The organism is Mesorhizobium sp. B1-1-5 (assembly GCF_006443065.1).
In the GTDB taxonomy this organism is placed as follows: domain Bacteria; phylum Pseudomonadota; class Alphaproteobacteria; order Rhizobiales; family Rhizobiaceae; genus Mesorhizobium.
On sequence record NZ_VFWS01000035.1, the window covers coordinates 1 to 18,627 of the forward strand.

General features: G+C 63.0%; 20 protein-coding genes and 1 pseudogene. 7 read left to right on the forward strand and 14 right to left on the reverse strand.

Translation table 11 applies throughout. From position 1 onward, the window contains the following. The first annotated feature begins 252 nt into the window (after positions 1-252). Complete coding sequence (locus FJ980_RS13720; RefSeq protein WP_006203587.1) at positions 253-528, forward strand: DUF1153 domain-containing protein; 276 nt, start codon at positions 253-255, stop codon at positions 526-528. 65 nt (positions 529-593) lie between these two features. Here the strand turns inward: FJ980_RS13720 and FJ980_RS13725 are convergent, their stop codons facing one another. After that, complete coding sequence (locus FJ980_RS13725) at positions 594-1,520, reverse strand: NADP-dependent oxidoreductase (RefSeq protein ID WP_140543489.1); 927 nt, start codon at positions 1,518-1,520, stop codon at positions 594-596. Positions 1,521-1,612: 92 nt separating this feature from the next. On the opposite strand from FJ980_RS13725, the gene FJ980_RS13730 reads away from it, so the two are divergent. After that, on the forward strand, positions 1,613-2,014 hold the full coding sequence (locus FJ980_RS13730; RefSeq protein ID WP_140543491.1) for a helix-turn-helix domain-containing protein: 402 nt from the start codon (positions 1,613-1,615) through the stop codon (positions 2,012-2,014). Positions 2,015-2,096: 82 nt separating this feature from the next. Here FJ980_RS13730 and FJ980_RS13735 read toward each other — a convergent pair whose 3' ends face one another. Next, entirely contained in the window at positions 2,097-2,474 is a 378-nt protein-coding gene (locus FJ980_RS13735) for a flagellar export protein FliJ (protein ID WP_040989842.1), read from the reverse strand. A gap of 433 nt (positions 2,475-2,907) precedes the next feature. Here FJ980_RS13735 and ctrA point away from each other — a divergent pair, with 433 nt between their 5' ends. Then, the gene (gene ctrA / locus FJ980_RS13740; protein WP_006203583.1) at positions 2,908-3,603 is read left to right on the forward strand and encodes a cell cycle two-component system response regulator CtrA; all 696 of its coding nucleotides are present in this window, start codon (positions 2,908-2,910) and stop codon (positions 3,601-3,603) included. A gap of 132 nt (positions 3,604-3,735) precedes the next feature. On the opposite strand, the gene FJ980_RS13745 is transcribed toward ctrA, so the two are convergent. Together FJ980_RS13745 and FJ980_RS13750 are read right to left on the reverse strand one after the other, a co-directional pair. Further along, a complete protein-coding gene (locus FJ980_RS13745; RefSeq protein ID WP_140543493.1) occupies positions 3,736-4,104 on the reverse strand; it encodes a response regulator in 369 nt (122 codons plus the stop codon). A 222-nt stretch (positions 4,105-4,326) separates the two neighbouring features. Beyond that, the gene (locus FJ980_RS13750; RefSeq protein ID WP_095766435.1) at positions 4,327-4,956 is read right to left on the reverse strand and encodes a histidine phosphotransferase family protein; all 630 of its coding nucleotides are present in this window, start codon (positions 4,954-4,956) and stop codon (positions 4,327-4,329) included. Positions 4,957-5,339: 383 nt separating this feature from the next. Between FJ980_RS13750 and FJ980_RS13755 the strand changes: the two genes are divergently transcribed. Both FJ980_RS13755 and FJ980_RS13760 read left to right on the forward strand, forming a co-directional pair. Further along, positions 5,340-5,876 carry an EipA family protein gene (locus tag FJ980_RS13755; RefSeq protein WP_224514585.1) on the forward strand — a complete coding sequence of 179 codons (537 nt, stop codon included), beginning with the start codon at positions 5,340-5,342 and terminating at the stop codon, positions 5,874-5,876. A gap of 134 nt (positions 5,877-6,010) precedes the next feature. Then, positions 6,011-7,153, forward strand: coding sequence for a hypothetical protein (locus FJ980_RS13760; protein WP_140543494.1), 1,143 nt, complete (start codon positions 6,011-6,013; stop codon positions 7,151-7,153). A gap of 16 nt (positions 7,154-7,169) precedes the next feature. Here FJ980_RS13760 and FJ980_RS13765 read toward each other — a convergent pair whose 3' ends face one another. The 6 genes and pseudogenes from FJ980_RS13765 to FJ980_RS13790 form a co-directional block, all read right to left on the reverse strand. Continuing rightward, the gene (locus tag FJ980_RS13765) at positions 7,170-7,985 is read right to left on the reverse strand and encodes an RNA methyltransferase (protein ID WP_140543496.1); all 816 of its coding nucleotides are present in this window, start codon (positions 7,983-7,985) and stop codon (positions 7,170-7,172) included. Positions 7,986-8,039: 54 nt separating this feature from the next. Then, positions 8,040-8,378, reverse strand: a complete 339-nt coding sequence (locus FJ980_RS13770) for a metalloregulator ArsR/SmtB family transcription factor (protein WP_095766438.1) — start codon at positions 8,376-8,378, stop codon at positions 8,040-8,042. A gap of 158 nt (positions 8,379-8,536) precedes the next feature. Next, positions 8,537-9,308, reverse strand: a pseudogene (locus tag FJ980_RS13775) (HugZ family protein). Positions 9,309-9,345: 37 nt separating this feature from the next. Further along, on the reverse strand, positions 9,346-10,533 hold the full coding sequence (locus tag FJ980_RS13780; RefSeq protein ID WP_140543498.1) for a CaiB/BaiF CoA-transferase family protein: 1,188 nt from the start codon (positions 10,531-10,533) through the stop codon (positions 9,346-9,348). A gap of 6 nt (positions 10,534-10,539) precedes the next feature. After that, the gene (locus FJ980_RS13785; protein ID WP_140543500.1) at positions 10,540-11,301 is read right to left on the reverse strand and encodes a 3-hydroxyacyl-CoA dehydrogenase; all 762 of its coding nucleotides are present in this window, start codon (positions 11,299-11,301) and stop codon (positions 10,540-10,542) included. Positions 11,302-11,327: 26 nt separating this feature from the next. After that, complete coding sequence (locus FJ980_RS13790; RefSeq protein ID WP_140543502.1) at positions 11,328-11,933, reverse strand: N-acetyltransferase; 606 nt, start codon at positions 11,931-11,933, stop codon at positions 11,328-11,330. Between the two features lie 326 nt (positions 11,934-12,259). Between FJ980_RS13790 and FJ980_RS13795 the strand changes: the two genes are divergently transcribed. Then, a complete protein-coding gene (locus tag FJ980_RS13795) occupies positions 12,260-13,246 on the forward strand; it encodes a glutathione S-transferase family protein (RefSeq protein WP_140543504.1) in 987 nt (328 codons plus the stop codon). Here the strand turns inward: FJ980_RS13795 and FJ980_RS13800 are convergent, their stop codons facing one another. Then, positions 13,247-13,750 (reverse strand): NUDIX domain-containing protein, encoded by a 504-nt coding sequence (locus FJ980_RS13800; protein WP_140543506.1) that lies wholly within the window; start codon positions 13,748-13,750, stop codon positions 13,247-13,249. A 170-nt stretch (positions 13,751-13,920) separates the two neighbouring features. On the opposite strand from FJ980_RS13800, the gene FJ980_RS13805 reads away from it, so the two are divergent. Then, positions 13,921-14,856 carry a metallophosphoesterase gene (locus tag FJ980_RS13805; protein WP_140543508.1) on the forward strand — a complete coding sequence of 312 codons (936 nt, stop codon included), beginning with the start codon at positions 13,921-13,923 and terminating at the stop codon, positions 14,854-14,856. On the opposite strand, the gene FJ980_RS13810 is transcribed toward FJ980_RS13805, so the two are convergent. The 3 genes from FJ980_RS13810 to FJ980_RS13820 all read right to left on the reverse strand — a co-directional run bounded on the left by FJ980_RS13810 (position 14,846) and on the right by FJ980_RS13820 (position 18,392). Next, entirely contained in the window at positions 14,846-15,463 is a 618-nt protein-coding gene (locus FJ980_RS13810) for a hypothetical protein (protein ID WP_140543510.1), read from the reverse strand. The two genes, FJ980_RS13805 and FJ980_RS13810, sit on opposite strands and share 11 nt — an antisense overlap. A gap of 133 nt (positions 15,464-15,596) precedes the next feature. Continuing rightward, entirely contained in the window at positions 15,597-16,400 is an 804-nt protein-coding gene (locus tag FJ980_RS13815; protein WP_140543558.1) for an alpha/beta fold hydrolase, read from the reverse strand. Between the two features lie 204 nt (positions 16,401-16,604). Beyond that, positions 16,605-18,392 carry a hypothetical protein gene (locus tag FJ980_RS13820; RefSeq protein WP_140543512.1) on the reverse strand — a complete coding sequence of 596 codons (1,788 nt, stop codon included), beginning with the start codon at positions 18,390-18,392 and terminating at the stop codon, positions 16,605-16,607. Between the last annotated feature and the right edge of the window lie 235 nt (positions 18,393-18,627).

Here is an 18,627-nt window from a genome sequence, read left to right on the forward strand (position 1 = left end):
TGCTTTCACTGTGCGGCGCTCAATGCCAATGGCCGGAATATAGGTCAAGCGCCACGCATGCGCCAGCTTGCGGCCAAGACGAGTTCACCGGCAAAAATCAAAGCCCGGAGGCCGGTGTTTCAAATTCTAAATGAAATCCTAACCGGGCGTTCACGATCCTTACCTAGTCATTAGGGTTCGCTTAGGCAATTTTTAAAGCTGTGACGGTACTGTGGCGGGGATTGGGTCTTTGAGTTTTTAGTAGAGAGTACGATGACCGATCTGGTTAGACCTAGAGTCAAGTATGTTATTGGGCCCGACGGCAGCCCTCTTACGATCGCCGATCTGCCGCCGACAAACACGCGGCGCTGGGTTATCCGGCGCAAGGCGGAAGTGGTCGCCGCTGTGCGCGGCGGCCTGCTCAGCCTTGAGGAAGCCTGCCAGCGCTACAAGCTCACCACCGAAGAATTTCTCTCCTGGCAGGCATCGATCGACGAATACGGCCTTGCCGGGCTGCGCACCACGCGAATCCAGCAATACCGGCATTAAGCTGCCGGCCGAAACGAGCAAGGGCGCGGGACTCCGCGCCCTTCGCTTTTGAAGCGGCCTTTCATTCAAACAGTCAGCACGACCTTTCCGATGGGTCGGGTCGCAAGGAAGGCATGGGCGGCCGCCGCCTGGTCGAGCGGGAAAGCTTTGGCCACATGCGGCATCAGCTTTTTGGCATCGACCAGCCTGGCGAGTTCGGCAAGGCCCTCGCGATCTGGCACTACAGACATGCGTTCAATGCGGATGTTCCGCTCCTTGGCCTTCGCCCTGGTGGCGTCGTGTACGTCGAGCAGCGACACCAGAACGCCGCCGTCACGCAGCACTTCCAGCGACTTATCTGCGTGGTCGCCGCCGATCGGGTCCAGCACCAGATCGACATTGCCGACCTTCCCGGTGAAATCGTCCCTGGTGTAGTCGATCACCTCGTCGGCGCCGATCGAGCGGACATAGTCGGTTTTGTCCGGACTGGCGGTCGATGCCACCCAGGCGCCGCGCGCCTTAGCGATCTGCACCGCCAGATGGCCGACGCCGCCGGCGCCGGCGTGAACCAGCACGCGTTGTGCTGCCTGCAGGCAACCATGGCGGACGAGGCCTTGCCAGGCCGTCAGCCCGGCCAGCGGCAATGCAGCCGCATGGGCATGGTCGATGGCGGCAGGTTTCGCGACGATCTCGTCCACCGGCGCCGCGGCGAGCTCGGCATAGGCGCCGGCCTGTTTGGGGAAGCGCGGCATGCCGAACACCTCGTCGCCGAGTTTAAAGGCGGTCACGCCGTCTCCGAGCGCCGCGACGGTCCCGGAAATGTCCCAGCCAAGGATGAAAGGCGGTTCGCCGAGCAGCGGATAGAACCCGCCGCGCACGGCGCCGTCGACCGGGTTGAGGCCCGCCGCCTTGACGCGGACGAGCACTTCACCGGGCCCGGGCTCGGGGTCGGGCTGCTCGGCCACGAAAAGGACCTCGGGTCCGCCGACGGAAGTCTGGATAACGGCACGCATGAACGCCTCCTGTTCGAGTGGATGTGCCCGCTATCATTTGGATAGTAATATTCAATTGTCGAGTATGTACCTTTTGTATATATAGGCACCTTATGGATAGCGAAGACAGATCCCCATGCGGCTACGACGCGTTCCGGCGCACCTGTCCGTCGCATACGGTGCTCGAGATGCTAGCCAGCAAATGGGTCTATCTCACCGTCTGCGCGCTGCGGCGCGGCCGGCTGCGCAATGGCGAGCTGGCGCGCAAGCTGGAGGGCATCACGCCCAAAATGCTGGCTCAGACGCTGCGCGTGCTGGAGCGCGACGGTCTCGTGCGGCGCGAGGTGTTCGCGGTAATCCCGCCGCGCGTGGAGTATGAACTGACGGAGCTTGGCTGGAATCTCGCGGGATTGCTCAGCCAGATCCGCTCCTGGGCGGAAGAGCATGCATCCGAAATCAAGGATGCCCGAACCCGGGCGTCGGCCGATCACGGCGAGAAGGCCGCTATGCCGTGAAGACGGCGAAGCCGATTTCTGCCGATTGCCGGTTCTGAAGATGCCGGCAGGTCTCCGGCATGACTGCGACTATGCCCGGCGATCAGCCGATCATGGCGCTGCGGCCGCCCGTTTCGGCCTCGCGGATCTTGGTATCGCGCGATTCCAGCATCTCCGCCTTGGACAGCTCCGCTTCAGCTTCGCCGAGTAATGATTCGGCAGTGCTTCGCTGCTGGGCGAGGTCGCTTTGTGAATTCCTGAGGTTGTCGCGGCGCAAGCGAGCCGCCTTGGCGAAGGTCGGATAGGCGAAATGGTTGATGTCGGTGATGCCGGCTTTTTTCTCTTCGGCGATGATCTGCGCTTCCAGCTCGACGGCCATGCGCTCGAACTCGGCGATCATCATGTCCAGCTGCAAGAGCTGCCGCCGCTTCTCATTCACCTGAAACTGCTTCAGTCGAACGAGGTTTTCACGTGACTTCATGACTCGATACTCCGCAAACGCACACCTGCAATACCGTCCAGTCCGCCCGGAAAGACCTAAGCGCCGCCCGTTTCCCCCGGCTTTCCCCGGGCTATGGGAAACAAAGCCCTAAAGATTTTCGCCGGCGGTAACCATTCGTTTACGGGCATTGTTAATCATACGGGCGAGGACTTAAGGCCGGGTAAAAATTCCGGCTGCGGCGGGAAGCCCGGGCCAGCGAGTCCTTGGAGTCACTTAGGCTGACTTTTTAATGTGGTGCATTAGCGGTTTTGGTCTGTGATTCATTATTAGATTCAAGTGGGTGTAGAAAGGGGTTAAAAAATCTAGTATCGTGGATGGCACGAAATTAGGATTTGTTAACCAGTCGGTGGCACCTTCTGTTCAGGCAATCACTGCTCCGGGTCCCGGTCCGGCAGCAGAAAAGGGGAATGAAATGCGTGTTCTGCTGATTGAAGATGACAGTGCAACCGCACAGAGCATCGAACTGATGCTGAAATCGGAGAGCTTCAACGTCTATACGACCGATCTCGGCGAAGAAGGTGTCGATCTCGGCAAGCTCTACGACTACGACATCATCCTTCTGGACCTCAATCTCCCCGATATGTCGGGCTATGAAGTCCTGCGCACGTTGCGCCTTTCCAAGGTCAAGACGCCGATCCTGATCCTCTCCGGCATGGCCGGCATCGAGGACAAGGTGCGCGGCCTGGGCTTCGGCGCCGACGACTATATGACCAAGCCCTTCCATAAGGACGAGCTGGTGGCGCGCATCCATGCGATCGTGCGCCGCTCCAAGGGCCATGCCCAGTCGGTCATCACCACCGGCGACCTTGTGGTCAATCTCGACGCCAAGACGGTCGAGGTCGGCGGTCAGCGCGTGCACCTGACCGGCAAGGAATATCAGATGCTGGAGCTGCTCTCGCTGCGCAAGGGCACGACGCTCACCAAGGAAATGTTCCTCAATCATCTCTATGGCGGCATGGACGAGCCGGAGCTGAAGATCATCGACGTCTTCATCTGCAAGCTGCGCAAGAAACTCGACGCGGCGTCCGGCGGTCAGAACTACATCGAAACGGTGTGGGGCCGCGGCTATGTGCTGCGCGAGCCGGAAGATATTCGCGTCAGCGCATAAGCGATCCCGGCGATTCGAACGAAAAAAACCCGGCTCAGGCCGGGTTTTTGCTTGAGCGCATAAGCGATCCAGGTGATTCGAACGAAAAACCCGGCTCAGGCCGGGTTTTTGCTTGAAAACGGTTCCGGCGAATCAGGCGGCTATCTTCAGGACGCGAAAGCTTTCGAGCAGTTGCGCACGGTTGAAGGGCTTCAGCAGATAGCCTTGGGCGCCGGCGCGCTTGGCGCGCATGATCGCCGCGACGTCGACCTCGACCAGCGAGACCAGGATCTGCGGCTTGATGGGCGCTTCGATAGCACGGATGCGGCGAATAAGGTCCACGGCCGGGACGTCGGCAAGACCACCGTCGATGACGATGACATCGGGCATGTCGCCGGCGCAAATGTCGGTAGCCTCGATTCCGGTCGAGGCCTCGACGACAATCATGTCCGAGCCGCCAAGAATGCGTTTTGCGACCTTCCTGATGACGCTCGAATCATCGACGAACAGGCAGCGCTTCATGTCCGGGTCCTCTTTGCCATCTGCCGAACCGCAATCTCCGGGTGACCGCAAAGCACCATAGGCCAATCTGGTAAAGAAGCCGAAAAGCCGTTAGGTAAAGTTTTTCCAAACACGGTATCGCGCGGCCTTGGCCCCGCAGCGCGATTACATGGACCGCGGCTGGCATTGCTCAATCGGCGCCGCCAGCAAAAATATCAGCAATAAAAGATACTTCGGTTTTTCTTAGGCAGCCGTCAGCACGATCTCCTCGGCGGTCGCGTGGATCGAGATCGTCATATTGGCCTCGCGCGCCAGAAGCAGCGTATAATAGGGCTGGACCGAATGGGCGTCGATCGGCTCCTCCGGCTTGTGGCCGGAATGCAGTTCGAGGAATTTCGGCGGCACGCGCAGCATCGGGCCACTGGCCGACAGCGAAAAACGCGGCTCGGTTTCGAGACTTTCCAGCGTGACCACAAGCTTGCCGCCGCGCGGTATGGCCGCGTTGGCGACGAGAATGAGGTTGAGCAGCAGCTTGACCTTATTCTTAGGAAGCAGCGCACGGGGGCCGTTCCACAGCAGTTCCGGCTTTTCGTTCTTCAAGAAGGCTATGGCCACGGCCTCGGCATCGCCCGTGTCGATCATCATGCCGGCGGAACCCGCGGCGCCGAAGGCGATGCGGGCAAACTGCAATCGCGCCGAGGCGTTCTTGGCGCTCTGGCGAATGAGCTTCATGGCGTCTTCGTCGGCGCCGCCTTCGTCGAGCAGCTCGAGGCCGTTGTTGATTGCGCCGACCGGCGAAATGATGTCGTGGCAGACACGGCTGCAAAGCAGCGCCGCGAGATCTGGCGCGGAAAGGGTGAAAAGCTCGGCCATCGGCGAAATCCCTGCTTAAGTCATTTGTTCATGGCCGAGCGACCGTCTTCGCGCCTGCCCCCACGAATCACGCTCTTTTCCAAGGCTTTCTGAATACACAGGGCCCGAGCGCGCATCAACAAATCCAAAATCATCGACGGCGAAAATGGTGTGTTCGCGGGAGGAAACCCGCCGCAGCGGCAAAAGCCCAGCCTTCGAACCGCCATCTTCGTGTGGGAGCTTAATGGTTGAAAAAGGATTACGGCATAATTTGCCAGTGATAGCCACCCCGAACGGCCGGCAAGAGCCGCAGGGGTGCGAGGCGTCGGCGAAAGTGCTCCCTGACGGAGATTGGAAGCATGTTTTCCCGATACTACGACCGGACGTTCGTCCGCGTCCTCACCATGACCATCACACTCCTGGCAGCTTTGGTCCTTTCGACCTCGGCATCGCGGGCTCAGCAGTACACCGCTCAGGAAATCGTCGACTCCGGTCATAAATTCTTCGGCGAGACATCCGGCGGCCTGGCCACCGTCGTCGAGAAGATCTTCGCCTCCTACGGCCTGCCCAATGGCTACCTGCTCGGCGAGGAAGGATCCGGCGCCCTGATCGGCGGCCTGACCTATGGCGAAGGGACGCTCTACACCAAGAACGCCGGCGACCATAAGGTGTTCTGGCAAGGCCCTTCGCTCGGCTGGGATTTCGGCGGCGAGGGGTCCCGGGTGATGATGCTGGTCTATAACCTCGACGACATCAGCAGCCTTTATAACCGCTTCGGCGGCGTTGCCGGCTCAGCCTATGTCATCGCCGGCGTTGGCTTCAACGTGCTGCAGAGCAACCGGGTGCTGCTCGTGCCGATCCGCACCGGCGTCGGCGCTCGTCTGGGAGTCAATCTCGGCTATCTGAAGCTCACCGAAAGGCCGACCTGGAACCCGTTCTGATCGGATTGCGCTCGCTACGATCGCTCGGACAGTGCTAATCGCGCCGCGGCAAGCTCTTGCCGCGGCGTTGAATTTCCGCCATGCCAAGCTGGCACAATCCAGCGATTGCCGCGCCGTAAAGTGGATAGCACGCCTTGGTCCAGTCGGTTCTGTTCTTCGTACTCGGTTTCCTTTGCGCCGTTTTTCTGGCGTCGCTGGTCGCGCCGGCGGTCTGGCGGCGAGCCGTTGTCCTGACGCGCAGGCGCCTCGAGGCTTCGCTGCCGCTGACGCCGGCCGAAATCCAGGCAGACAAGGACCGGGTGCGGGCGGAATATGCCATGACGACGCGCCGGCTGGAGATAACCGTCAAGAACCTTCAGGAAAAGGTCGCTGAGCAGCTGGTGGAGATCGGCCGCGCGAACGAGGCTTTGAAGGAGCTCGCGGTCGAGAAAAAGGACAAGAACCAGGCGCTTTCCGATCTGCAGGCCAAGACTGCGGAGCTCAGGCAGCGCGAGGAGGAGTTGCACCGCCTGGCGGAGAAGCACGCGCAGACGGAGCGGGCGTTGGGGAAGCGCGCGCTGGAGTTGCAGAAGCTCGAGCAGATGTATGACGACGCCAGCTTCTCGTCCTCGAACCGGCAGATCGAGCTGGTTGCCCGCGAATCGGAGCTGGAAAAGCTGGCCAGTGACATCGCGTTGCTCAAAGGCCAGCGCAGGGAGGCGGACCGACGCAATCAGGAGGTCGCGTCGGAAAGCAAGGCCGCACGCGAAGCGCTGAAGGCGGAGAAGAAGAAAACGGCCGAGCTGGACAAGAAGGTCGAGCGGCTGCTCGCGACGCTTGCCGACCGCGAGGAAAAGCTCGACCGCCGCGAGAAGGATCTCGCCCGAATGCGCGAACGTTCGAAGGAGAGCGCTGCAACCGGCGTTGCGCGGCCGGCTGCCGGAACGGATGCGAAAGGCGACGATGTCGACAAGGCAATCGCCAGGCTCGATGGCGATCGGGAACGGCTGGAGGCGAGGCTGACGGCGCTGGCGCGCGAGAACAAGCGGCTGAAGGCCGATCTTGCCGCCGCGTCGGGCGCGGCAATGCCCGAATCGGCGGGCGACGCACGCTCCGGCGCCGGTCTCCGCCAACAAATGAACGAACTGGCAGCCGAGGTGGTCAATCTGACGATGAAGCTCGACGGGCCGGACTCGCCTATCGCGAAGGCCTTGGCGGGCGAGGGGCAGCAAAATGGGCGCGGCGTCAGCCTTGCCGATCGTGTCAGGGCTTTGCAGAAGGCCGGTTCGTCCAACTGAACAAGAGGTGTTCCCGCTATCCGGCCGGCGGATCAGCGGCCCTTGAAAAGTGATGCAGCGCGATGGCCGACGCGGCGGCGACGTTCAGGCTGTCGAAATCTTCCGCCATGCCGATCCGCACCGTGTGCAACCGGGCAAGCAGGTCTTGCGGCAGGCCTTCGCCTTCGGTGCCGAGATAGAGCGCCAGCCTGGCCGAATGTGGCGCGGCCCGGATGTCGGTGGTGCCGCTCGGCGATAGTGCGAACTGGGCGAAGCCAAGCCGATCGAGTGTCGCGGTGAACGTTCCGGTGTCGCCGAAGGACGCGAAGGGAACCTTCAGCGCCGCACCGACCGAAACACGGATTGCCTTGCGGTAGAGCGGATCGCAGCACGTCTGGTCGAGCAGCACCGCGTCGGCGCCGAAGGCCGCCGCATTGCGGAAGATCGCGCCCATATTATCGTGATTGGATATGCCGACCAGGACGACGGCCAAGGCACGCCGGGGCAAGGTTTCCATCAGAATCTCGGCGGGTGCCGGATCGCCACGCAAGCCGATCGCCAGGATGCCGCGGTGCATGTGGAAGCCGGCGATCTGGTCCATGACCTCGCCGGCGGCGACATGGACCGGAAAACCCGGGGGCGCCTTGCGCAAGATGTCCTGCACGCCAGCCAGCCTGTTTTCGAGGATGAGGGCAGACTCGGCGGCGAAGCGTCCGCTCGACAGAAGAAGGTCCAGCACGACCTTGCCTTCGGCGACGAAGCGACCATGCCGGCCGACGAGGTCGCGCTCGCGAATGTCGAGATAGGCGGCGACGCGCGGGTCCCGAGGATCGTCGATGGGGATGAGGTTCATCCAAATCTCGCCGGCAAAATTGCCAGCGAGATAAGGGGCTTTGGATGGCGCGGGTCAAGCCCCGGCGCGGCGCAACCGATAAGCCATCTGTGAAAGGTCGCCGTCGCCGAAAATGCCTTCCAGCATGCGCAGCAATTCGCGCACCGCCTCCGATTTGCAGGAATAGTAAATCATCTGGCGGTCGCGCCGGGTCTCGACGAGATCGAGCGCCCTCAGCTTGGCGAGATGCTGCGACAGCGCGGACTGGCTGAGTTGCACCTTCTCGGCGATGGCGCCGACCGACATTTCATCGTCGATCAGGTGAGCCATGATCAACAAGCGCTTTTCGTTGCCCATGAGCGTGAGAAAGGCGGCCGCCGATTCCGCATTGGCGATTAGCTTATTTGAGATCATAGATCCCCCAAGGGTCCTGGCTCATCCAGACGCCAGGGGGCAATGGCGCCTGATTCCACGATGTTCAGATGTCGATAGGCGCTGCTGAATCAGCGCCACTACAAAGGTAGATCATTTCATCTAAATCTCAAGCGTTGCTTTTGCCGGCGCGCGATCAACTATCGCTCTTGCTCGGCCGCACGTCCCGCCCTGGCCATCTCGACAAGCACCGAACGCAATTCGCGCGCGCTTTGCAAAGGCCGGGGAAAGAAAATCCTGCAGGTCGCATCGGGGACGGCGAGATCCATGCCATCGGGGTCGAAACCGGTGACGATCCAGCCGTCGCCTTCGGCGCGGCCGAAATGACGGGCGTAAAGAGCAAGCGCGTCGCGATGATCGATATTCATGTGATCGAGTGCCGGCCTGCTCGCTGCCGGCGAACTCCTCGATAAGGGCGGGATCGGTGATGAAATCGTCACGGTCGAGAAGAAAGGCCTTGCCGAAGCCGCCATTCAGGCTGGCGCGCTCGGGCTCGAGCCGGAAGAACGAGAAGTCGCCGAGCCCGACATAGAGCTTCGCCTTCGGATTGCGGTTGAGATAGCGGCGTTCGGCTCGGATCTGATCGGCAGATCCCCGATCCAGCCGCAAGGCCCGGCATGCCAGGCTGATGCGCGGATGCGCCAGCGGATCGCCCTTGCCGGGCTCGCCAAGCAGCAGCGAACAGCGCGGATCGGCGAGCAACGCACCGGTGTGGGCGGACAGCAGCGAGATCAGGATCAGCGGTGCGCCGTCGATGTCGGTGGCGACGCCAACCCTGCTTGCCAGCGGCGCGCCGGTGCCAGGCTCGATCGCCGCGAGCGCGCCGAAACGTGCCGCGCGGATCAGGGTTTTCGCCAGCCTGATCGCCTCGGCGTCGGTCTCGCGGATGACGTCCTTCTTCGGTTCGGTCACAGGTTCACCCGAGATAAGGTGATTTTGGTTCTCCGGGTTATCGGCCGAGTACACCCGCCTTTGCAAGGGCTGCGATTTCGTCTTCGCTCAAGCTGAAACGGGTCAATATGTCCGCAGGCTCGCGATCGGCGACGTCCGGCGCCGCGGAAAGCGTCTGCGGGTTTTGCGAGAAACGCGGCGCGGGCGCCGGGCGGTCGAACTCGCCGGACTTCACAAAGCTTTTCCTGGCGCGGTTGTGCGGATGGTTCCTGGCTTCGACCAGGGACAGCACGGGCGCCACGCAAGCGTCGGTCACGGCGAAAAGCGTGGCCCATTCGTCGCGCGTCTTCTGCTTGATCCGGCCGGCAATGGCGGCTCGCATCGCGGGCCACGACGACTTTTCATACTGGCTGCGGACAAAATGCTCGTCGAGCGGCAGCAGCCTGGCGAATTCGGCGAAGAAGCGCGGTTCGAGGCAGCCGACGGCAATGTGCCTTGCGTCAGCCGTCTCATATGTATCGTAGAACGGCGCACCGGAATCGAGCAGGTTCTCGCCGCGCCTGTCGCTCCAGAGACCCGCCGCCATGTAGGCGTGGATGGGTGCCGCGAGCATCGAAGCTCCTTCGATCATTGATGCATCGACCACCTGGCCCTTTCCGCTGCGCGAACGCCGGAAGAGAGCGGCGAGCACGCCGGCAATCAGCATCATGGCGCCGCCGCCTTGATCCGCGACGAGGTTGAGCGGTGGCACCGGCGGCGCGTCCTGTCTGCCGATCGCATGCAAAAGGCCCGCATAAGCGAGATAGGTGATGTCGTGCCCGGCACGCCCGGACAGCGGCCCGTCCTGTCCGAATCCGGTCAAGCGGCCATAGATCAGCGCCGGATTGCGCTGCAGAACGGCATCCGGCCCGAGGCCGCGCCGCTCCATCACGCCGGGGCGGAAGCCTTCGACAAGCACGTCGGCCCCTGCCGCGAGGCGCAGCAGCAGTTCCGCGCCCGCCTGGTTCTTCAGGTCGAGCTTCAGGATGGAACGGCCGTGGCGGTCGAGATCGTATTGTTCGGGCAGGCTCAGAAGCGGCTGGCTGGCATCGGCGCGTTCGATGCGCAGCACGTCGGCGCCCATTTCGGACAGCATCAGGGCGGCAAGCGGCACCGGACCAAGCCCGGCCATCTCGATCACTTTCAGGCCGGCGAGCGGCCCGGTCTTTCCGGTGGAAGCACCGGCGCCTGTCGGCGAGCCAGACATCCCCGCTTATTTCGGCGCCATGCGGATAGCGCCGTCGAGGCGGATGGTCTCGCCATTCAACATCTGGTTCTCGACGATGTGGAGCGCAAGCGACGCATATTCGGACGGCTCGCCGAGCCGCGGCGGGAAGGGCACGGAAGCGCCGAGCGAATCCTGCACCTCCTGCGGCATGCCGGCCATCATCGGCGTCCTGAAGATGCCGGGCGCGATGGTGCAGACGCGAATGCCGGATCGCGCCAGATCGCGAGCCACAGGCAGCGTCATGCCGACGACGCCGCCCTTGGAAGCCGCATAGGCGGCCTGCCCGATCTGACCGTCATAGGCGGCGACGGAGGCGGTGTTGACGATGACGCCGCGCTCGCCGCCGGCGAGCGGATCGAGTTTTGCCGTCCGGTCGGCGACGAGGCGGATCATGTTGAAGGTGCCGACCAGGTTGATCTCGATCACCTTGCGGTACTGGTCGAGCGGATGCGGTCCATCCTTGCCGATCGTCTTCATGCCGATGGCAATGCCGGCGCAATTGACCAGGATACGCGGCGGCCCGAGCTTTTCGGCCACTTCGGCGATCGCGGCCGTAGCGCTGTCGCCGCTGCCGACATCGCATCGGACGGCAATGCCGCCGATGTCGGCCGCGACTTTCGCCGCGCGCTCGATGTCCACGTCGAGGATGGCGACACGGGCGCCCTTGGCCGCCAACGCTCGCGCCGTCGCCTCGCCAAGGCCCGACCCGCCGCCGGTGACGATCGCGATCTGGCCGTTCGGGTTCATGCAAGCCTCCCAGGAATCGGATTATGCTACGAAGCGCGCAAAGGAGGCGCAACAGCAACAGGCGGGTCGACAGATGCCTGCCCGGTAGCGGCCGACCGCGCCAGGGCCGGGACAAGTTCCGCAACCCTCGTCATGTTGGCGTGGCAGACCTCGCCGGTAAAGCGGGCGATGGCGCCCGGCTTGATCTCGTGATGCAGCAACCGGTCGAGATCGACCGGGCGTGGCATGGTGATCTGCCCGCGCGGAAAGCGCTTGAAGCCAAGCGGTCCGTAATACGGCTCGTCGCCAACCAGGATAACGGCGGGCGCGCCGGCCGTCCTGGCCGCCTCCAGCGCGATCACGACCAGCTTGCGGCCGATGCCGAGATTCTTGTAGGCGGGGCGCACCGCAAGCGGGCCGAGCATCATGGCGCGTCCGGCGCCCGCTGCCACGCGCGTCATGCGCACCGAAGCGATGACCGTGCCGTCCTTGACGGCGACGAAGGACATCGAGCGGTCATGTCCTCCCGACTCACGGATCTTGTAGGCGGCTAGCACGAAGCGACCCGGACCGAAGGCCTCGTCGTTGATGGCTTCGATTTCAGGGTCATGCGCCGGAGTCTCCGGCAGGTATTTCACGTCGGCAAGGCTCATGGTCTTTGCGTTCCGGTATCGAGGAAGGTCTGCTGCAAAGCGGCAGCGTTCGCCAGTCAACGCTTGTTAAGCGCGGGCGCCCTTTCGTCGTCGGTCGAACCGGATCGAGGCAAAGTCGAACATGGGCGCCTCCGCTAGCATCAATTTTGGGCCGCTGCAATCGGTGCTTTCAGGCTTTCTTTGCGTCCATGACCAACTTATCCGTCTCCGGAGCGGTTGGTCATTTGACGAACTGGTTCGTCGTTTGACGAACTGTTCATCCGCTGAGGGCTTCGCCAACCTGGTCATCAACCTAGATAATATCGAACCACAGGGAGATTTTTCGCATGGGATTGCTGGTTGAAGGCAGATGGCAGGATCGCGCGCCCAACACCGACAGCGGCGGTCGGTTCGTGCGAACGGAGTCGCAGTGGCGCGACTGGATCACGCGCGACGGTGCGCCGGCGCAAGGCCGCACGCGCGGCTTCAAGGCGGAACCCGGCCGCTATCACCTCTATGTTTCGCTCGCCTGCCCATGGGCGCATCGCACACTGATCTTTCGCGTCCTGAAGAAGCTGGAGGGCATCATCTCCGTCTCCGTGGTGCACCATTTCATGGGGGAGAACGGCTGGACCTTCAAAGCCGAGGACGGCGCTACGGGCGACACGCTCTACGGCCTCGATTTTCTGCACCAGGTCTATGCCAAGGCCGATCCGGCATATTCAGGCCGCGTGACGGTGCCGGTGCTGTGGGACAAAAGACAAGAGACCATCGTCAACAACGAGTCCTCCGAGATCATCCGCATGCTCAATTCGGCCTTCGACGAATGGGGCGACGCCGGTCTCGACTTCCATCCGGCGGCGCTACGCGTGGAAATCGACAGGATCAATGCGCTGGTCTATCCGGCGATCAACAACGGCGTCTATCGCGCCGGCTTCGCCACCACGCAGAAAGCCTATGAGGAAGCGTTCGGCGAATTGTTCACGGCGCTTGATACGATCGAAGAGCGGCTTTCGCAGCAGCGCTATCTGACCGGCGAACGCATCACCGAGGCCGACTGGCGGCTGTTCACGACGCTGGTTCGTTTCGATCCGGTCTATGTCGGCCACTTCAAATGCAACCTGCGCCGCATCGCCGACTATCCGAACCTGTCGAACTATCTGCGCGATCTCTATCAGGTGCCCGGCGTCGCGCGCACGGTCAGCCTGCATCACATCAAGGCGCATTATTACGGCAGCCACAGATCGATCAATCCGACGGGAATCGTCCCGGCAGGGCCGGAGCTTGATTATGCCGCGCCGCATGACCGCAACAGGTTCAGGAAGGCGGCGTGATTACCAGTAAGCCGAGTTACGCTCGCCGCCAAAGATCTCCCTTATCCGCTGCAGCGTTGCCGGCGTCGTGCCCTCCGGCAGGCGGTCGATCGGGAAGAAACCCGCTTCGGCGATCTCGTGGTCCGGCAGTTTCGGCGCCGTCTGGCTGAAGGATTCGATCAGATAAAGGCCGACATGGTCGCGCTTGCTGGGGCGGCGGTTGAAGTGCATCGATCTCAGCACCGGCGGAGCGGTCAGAGCGATGTTGCCTTCCTCGGCCAGCTCGCGCGCCAGCGCTTCCTCAAGGGTCTCGCCGACCTCGACGCCGCCGCCCGGCAATTGCCAACCGGGAACATAGGTGTGGCGGATCAGGAAGACTGAGTTGGAGGCACGGTCATAGACCAGGCCGCGCACGCCAAGCGTCATCGGGCGGCGCAGCAGGAAGTAAAAATGGAAAAGCCTTGCCCGCAACCCCGGCCAGCCGGTCTGGCGGAATGCCGCGTCAGGATCGGCCGGGCGATTCATTCAACGATCCCCAAGCAGATGTTCGCGGGTTGCCCCACGAACATCTGCTTGGCTTTCCCTGTTTTTCGCAGGTTCTGGCCGCAAAACCGTGGGACACTTTTGCAGAACCTGCTTGGGCGAACAGCAAACGGTGAGTGGAAAGCCTCGTCGGCGTCGCTTAAGAAGGGGCCATGTTCAGGCTCGCGCATATTTCCGATGCTCATCTGGGTCCGCTGCCCGATGTAACCTATCGCGACCTCGCCTCCAAGCGCGTGCTGGGCTACGTCAACTGGCAGCGCAATCGCCGCCGCCATATGCATGACGCGGTGATCGACACCATCGTCGCCGACATCAAGGCCGGCGCGCCCGACCACCTCGCCGTCACCGGCGACCTTGTCAACCTGGCGCTCGATGGCGAGATCGAGATGGCCAAGCACTGGCTGGAAACGCTTGGATCGCCGCATGACGTTTCCGTGGTCCCCGGCAATCACGACGCCTATGTGCCGGGCGCCTTCGACAAGGTCTGCCGGTCGTGGGCTCCCTGGATGACGGGCGACGGCGTCAACAGTCCGGTCGACCGCAATTCGTTTCCGTATCTGCGTGTGCGCGGCAATGTCGCGCTGATCGGCGTCACCACGGCGCGCGCCACCGCGCCCTTCATGGCCAACGGCTTCTTCATGGAAGGGCAGGCCGAGCGGCTCGCCAAGATCCTCGACGATGCCGCGGAGCAAGGGCTGTTCCGCGCCATCATGATCCACCACCCTCCGGTGCGCGGCGCCGTCCCGCAGCATAAGCGGCTGTTCGGCATCACGCGCTTTCACAAGGTCATTCGCCGGCATGGCGCGGAACTCGTCCTGCACGGGCATTCGCATCTGCCGTCACTGTTCACCATCGGCGCACGGGGCGCCAAGGTGCCCGTGGTCGGGGTTGCCGCCGCGGGCCAGGCGGCCGGCGGCAAACACCCGCCGGCGCAATACAACATCTTCGAGATCGACGGTGAAAAGGGCGGCTGGCGTCTTCGCCTGATCCGGCGCGGGCTGACGGGGCCAGCCCTGCCGCCTGCCGACCTGCAGGCCATGGACCTCGATGTGCCTGCCGGCACGGTGCGCCAGCTCGTCAGAAGCTGATCTTCATCTGCATGATGCGGTCCCAAAACAACGCCAGCGAAACCGCCAGGCCGACAAGAGCGCCGGCGGCGATCAGGCCGAGGCCGGCGAAGAAGGTCGTCCAGCCATTGCGGCCGCTTTCGGATCGGATGGGCGGCTCCGCTTCCTTGACCACGGGGCGATGCAGGCCGCGAACGGCGCTCTCCACGCTCCCTTCCATCATGCGCTGCCGCTCGACAACACGCTCGGCCACGTAGCGCGTCACTGCATCGGCAACGGCTTTCATCTCGGTCGATTCGGCCAGCACCACGCGGCCGACGCGCGTATCCCTAAGGAAACGATAGGTGCGGCGGTCGCGTCCCATGGCGACGTGGCTCACCGCATCGATCCATAGCCGCGGCTGCAGGCCGGACGAGACGGCGAAGTCGAAGCTGTCCATATCGGCCGGGACATCGGCAAAGACCGGGGCAAGCTCGCTCGCCAGCAGATCGAGCCGCATGCGGTGCGCCTCGCGCATGTCGACGACCACGTCATCGCGGTCGGCAAAGGCGTTCTTGACGTCGCGTACGGCATCGGCGAGCTTTCGCGACGGTTCGATCGGGGTGATTTTGTCGCCTGCATCCTTCATGGCGGCTGCCTCACTGTTGGTTAACAGCGAGTTACCACAGTCGCCGGCAAAATGCACTGCCGACGACGACCCGCGCGACTGCCGCGGTCCGACGGAAGCGGGTTACGGCGTTTCGAGATCGGTCCGGGAGAGATCAACCCGCCGAAGCGTCCAGCGGTGGACGCAACCGTCTGCCGCGCCGCCGCACGTTGCGACGCACGATTTCGGCGATCAGGTCAGGAGCTTCCTCGACCAGCATGTGACCTGCGTCAAGGACATGATGCAGATGGAAATGCGACGGCAGCGCCTCGGCCTGCTCGACCGGCAGCAGCGGATCCTCCGCTCCCCAAACGACCATGACCGGCATGTCAAGCATATCCAACTGCGCGCGGGGGATGATCCCTTGCCGGTCATCTCTCGTCATCGCGGCCGCCATGTCGATCAGGGTCTGCAACTGGCCCGGTCGGGTGCGCATCCGGCAGAGTGCATCCACCACGTGATCAGGCGGCACGCTTCGCGGACCCGACATGGCGGCAAGGCTGGCGCGGACCTGTTTCCTGCCGTCAGCTGCGGCGTAGCGGCGCAGCAAGTCTGCGTTGATTTCCGGGCCAAAACCGCCGGGCGCCAACAGCGTAAGCGAAGCCACCCTGTCGGGGTCGGCAAGCGCCATCGATGTGGCGATCGCGCCGCCCATGGAGTGACCGACGAGATGGACCTTGCCCAACCGGCGGGTGGCCAGATCGGCGAGGATGGCTCGCGCGGCCGGCTTGGCGCCGCCCAGGCCTTCGCTTTCCAGTGACTGTCCATGGCCCGGCAGATCATAGGCCAACACTCTCGCCTCCGTCGCCAGCGAGGCCGCGACGTCACGCCAGATATCACCACAGGCTCCGAACCCGTGCAGAAGGACGATCGTCCTCGGACCGGCGCCGCTTTCGACGGCATAAGGGAATGAACGCATGAAAAAATGGGGCGGTGAACAAGGCAGGGGCTTCAAATTGTGGCTGAATTGCTCCCGAACCGGATTGATGGCCAGTAAAATTTTCGCGACCGAGCGCCCCGTCAGGCGCTCGATGCCCAAGAATGTCCTAATATATGGCGGATCACAGCGTCATACTTCGGTGCTCCGGCATTCGTGTGGCCCAAATGAGTGTGGAGAGTTGGATTAGCTCGGGTTGCCGATCCCGGCGGCCCGCAAGGATTGAACCAGCCGATCGGTGAGATCCGCGGGGTATTTGCGATCGACGAATGTCGCGCGCGGGTCGGCGGCGAACTTCGGGAATTGTGCGGTGAGCTCGTTGGCAAGCTCGCCCGCCAGCTTGTCGCGGCCCGAAATCCTGGCGCCGATCAGGCGCGCGGCCAGGTAATGCGACTTTGATGCCGTCGTGCGCAGCGATTCGCTGGCGATGGCCGCCCTTTTCATATCGCCCTGCATGAAGGCTCCCACGAAAAGGCCATAGTCCCACCAAGTCGGATGGCCGCTGAAGGCTTCGACCGCGTGGCCCAGGATTGGCGTTCCCTCATCATATTTGCCGGCGAAGATCAGCCCGTAGCCATAGGCGGCGGCCATGCCGAGGTCGTACGGGTTGAGTTCGTAAGCCTTTCGCATCAATCGGATCGCTTCGTCCGTGTTGCCGAGACGCGAGTTGAGGTAGCCAAGGGCGCGATGCGCATGCGGGCTCATCGGCCCCATCTGGACCGCGCGGTGGGCAAGCGACATTGCCTTTTCGAGCGTCGCTTCCGGTGGATAGGCATAGTGCGCGGTGACGGCTTCCACATGAAGTGCGGCCAGTTCCGCGTAGACAAGCGACGATTTGGTGCCTTCGCCGACCAGCTTCTCCAGGCAGCGATACGCAATTTCGTGCGTCTGGGCGCTCATGTCGAGATAATAGCGGTCGTCGAGCACCAGGCACCCGATCTGGCTGGTCCGGATGTCGCTCTGGTCGATGTAGCTGTAGATCGCGCCGGAAGCGGGAACGGTCAAGGTGAGAAGGCTGGCGACGTTGCCTTCAACCGCGCCAGGGGCGCTCTCGGCTGATGTAAGGTTGCGCGACAGGAGCACCCGCCCGGTCCCGACGCTCTGCAACTCCACCGTGACGTCGCCGGCAGCGGGCCCGGGAACAATTTCGAAAACGAAACTGATCGGATCGGCGGACCGATCACGCGTCGAATCCGCATCGCGCCCGATGAAATCGATGGTGTCGAACCCCGCAAGCCCGGCGCGCAGCGACGACGCGACGCGAGCCGCCTCCGCTCCATCGGCTTTGACTGCGATGTAGATCAGCGGCAGGGAGTCGAATCCGGACTGGGCGGTGCCGGCCAGGCGCGCCGTCTCGACTGTCGCGACAGTGTCGCCGCCGTTGAGGAAGGCATCGCCTTGACGCACGATGAGCACGCCGAGCATGACAATGACCAGAGCCATGGCAGCCCAGAAGAACCGCAATTGCCGCGTGAGCGACTGGGCGGGTGCTGCCGGCGCCATCAACGCTACAGGTTCGCCCGGGGCAGAGGTGTCGAGATGTTCGGTTGCGGCCGGAGTGGCTGCGGCCGAAGCGTCGGGCCGCTGCGCGATGGTCTTGGAGGCGGACCTGGCGTCGCCAGGCAGGCGGATCGCGTTCGGCTCGTAGGACGGGACATAACCGCCGCGCGGGATCGCGATGCGCACCGGCTCGGCGACACCTTCATTGGCGAAATACTGCTCCAGGAGCTCGCGCAGACGACCGGCCTGAACCCTGACCACGGCATCGGTGGAGGCGTCGAAATCGCCGTCCTTGCCGAAGACGTCCATGGCGATGGAAACGCCTTTCAGCCTGTCCGCCTCGCCGGCCTGCTCGCGTTCAACCAGATAGCGTAATAGCCTGCGGGCACGCTCGGATCGTCCGAACGTTTCGCTGGCAAGCAGTCGCTCCAATGTCTCGCGCACTGCGGGGGCGGCAGGCGGGGCATGCTCCAAGTGTCGATCCTTTCGAAGTCGGCACAGGTTAGGGAGCGATAATATAGCGCTCGCGCCGGCGCACAAGGATGCTTCTATTATGTGATCGCGTAAGCCACCGGAAATTCCTCAGGCGGTTAACGAATGGCAGGTTCGCATCCGCTTCTGAAGCGTGGCGCAAGGTGGAATGCGCCAGCTCCATCGCTGAATCAGATCATCCGGCTAGAGCGATTCACCGTTTCACGAACGGTGAACC

Excerpts from the sequence above, each read along its gene's own strand:
- FJ980_RS13780 (WP_140543498.1), bottom strand. The coding sequence starts at position 10,533 with ATGTCTGGCTCGCCGACAGGCGCCGGTGCTTCCACCGGAAAGACCGGG.
- FJ980_RS13785 (WP_140543500.1), bottom strand. The coding sequence starts at position 11,301 with ATGAACCCGAACGGCCAGATCGCGATCGTCACCGGCGGCGGGTCGGGC.
- FJ980_RS13770 (WP_095766438.1), bottom strand. The coding sequence starts at position 8,378 with ATGATCTCAAATAAGCTAATCGCCAATGCGGAATCGGCGGCCGCCTTT.
- FJ980_RS13720 (WP_006203587.1), top strand. The coding sequence starts at position 253 with ATGACCGATCTGGTTAGACCTAGAGTCAAGTATGTTATTGGGCCCGAC.
- FJ980_RS13755 (WP_224514585.1), top strand. The coding sequence starts at position 5,340 with ATGACCATCACACTCCTGGCAGCTTTGGTCCTTTCGACCTCGGCATCG.
- FJ980_RS13735 (WP_040989842.1), bottom strand. The coding sequence starts at position 2,474 with ATGAAGTCACGTGAAAACCTCGTTCGACTGAAGCAGTTTCAGGTGAAT.
- FJ980_RS13750 (WP_095766435.1), bottom strand. The coding sequence starts at position 4,956 with ATGGCCGAGCTTTTCACCCTTTCCGCGCCAGATCTCGCGGCGCTGCTT.
- FJ980_RS13725 (WP_140543489.1), bottom strand. The coding sequence starts at position 1,520 with ATGCGTGCCGTTATCCAGACTTCCGTCGGCGGACCCGAGGTCCTTTTC.
- FJ980_RS13790 (WP_140543502.1), bottom strand. The coding sequence starts at position 11,933 with ATGAGCCTTGCCGACGTGAAATACCTGCCGGAGACTCCGGCGCATGAC.
- FJ980_RS13795 (WP_140543504.1), top strand. The coding sequence starts at position 12,260 with ATGGGATTGCTGGTTGAAGGCAGATGGCAGGATCGCGCGCCCAACACC.
- FJ980_RS13810 (WP_140543510.1), bottom strand. The coding sequence starts at position 15,463 with ATGAAGGATGCAGGCGACAAAATCACCCCGATCGAACCGTCGCGAAAG.
- FJ980_RS13745 (WP_140543493.1), bottom strand. The coding sequence starts at position 4,104 with ATGAAGCGCTGCCTGTTCGTCGATGATTCGAGCGTCATCAGGAAGGTC.
- FJ980_RS13815 (WP_140543558.1), bottom strand. The coding sequence starts at position 16,400 with ATGCGTTCATTCCCTTATGCCGTCGAAAGCGGCGCCGGTCCGAGGACG.
- FJ980_RS13800 (WP_140543506.1), bottom strand. The coding sequence starts at position 13,750 with ATGAATCGCCCGGCCGATCCTGACGCGGCATTCCGCCAGACCGGCTGG.
- ctrA (WP_006203583.1), top strand. The coding sequence starts at position 2,908 with ATGCGTGTTCTGCTGATTGAAGATGACAGTGCAACCGCACAGAGCATC.
- FJ980_RS13765 (WP_140543496.1), bottom strand. The coding sequence starts at position 7,985 with ATGAACCTCATCCCCATCGACGATCCTCGGGACCCGCGCGTCGCCGCC.
- FJ980_RS13730 (WP_140543491.1), top strand. The coding sequence starts at position 1,613 with ATGGATAGCGAAGACAGATCCCCATGCGGCTACGACGCGTTCCGGCGC.
- FJ980_RS13805 (WP_140543508.1), top strand. The coding sequence starts at position 13,921 with ATGTTCAGGCTCGCGCATATTTCCGATGCTCATCTGGGTCCGCTGCCC.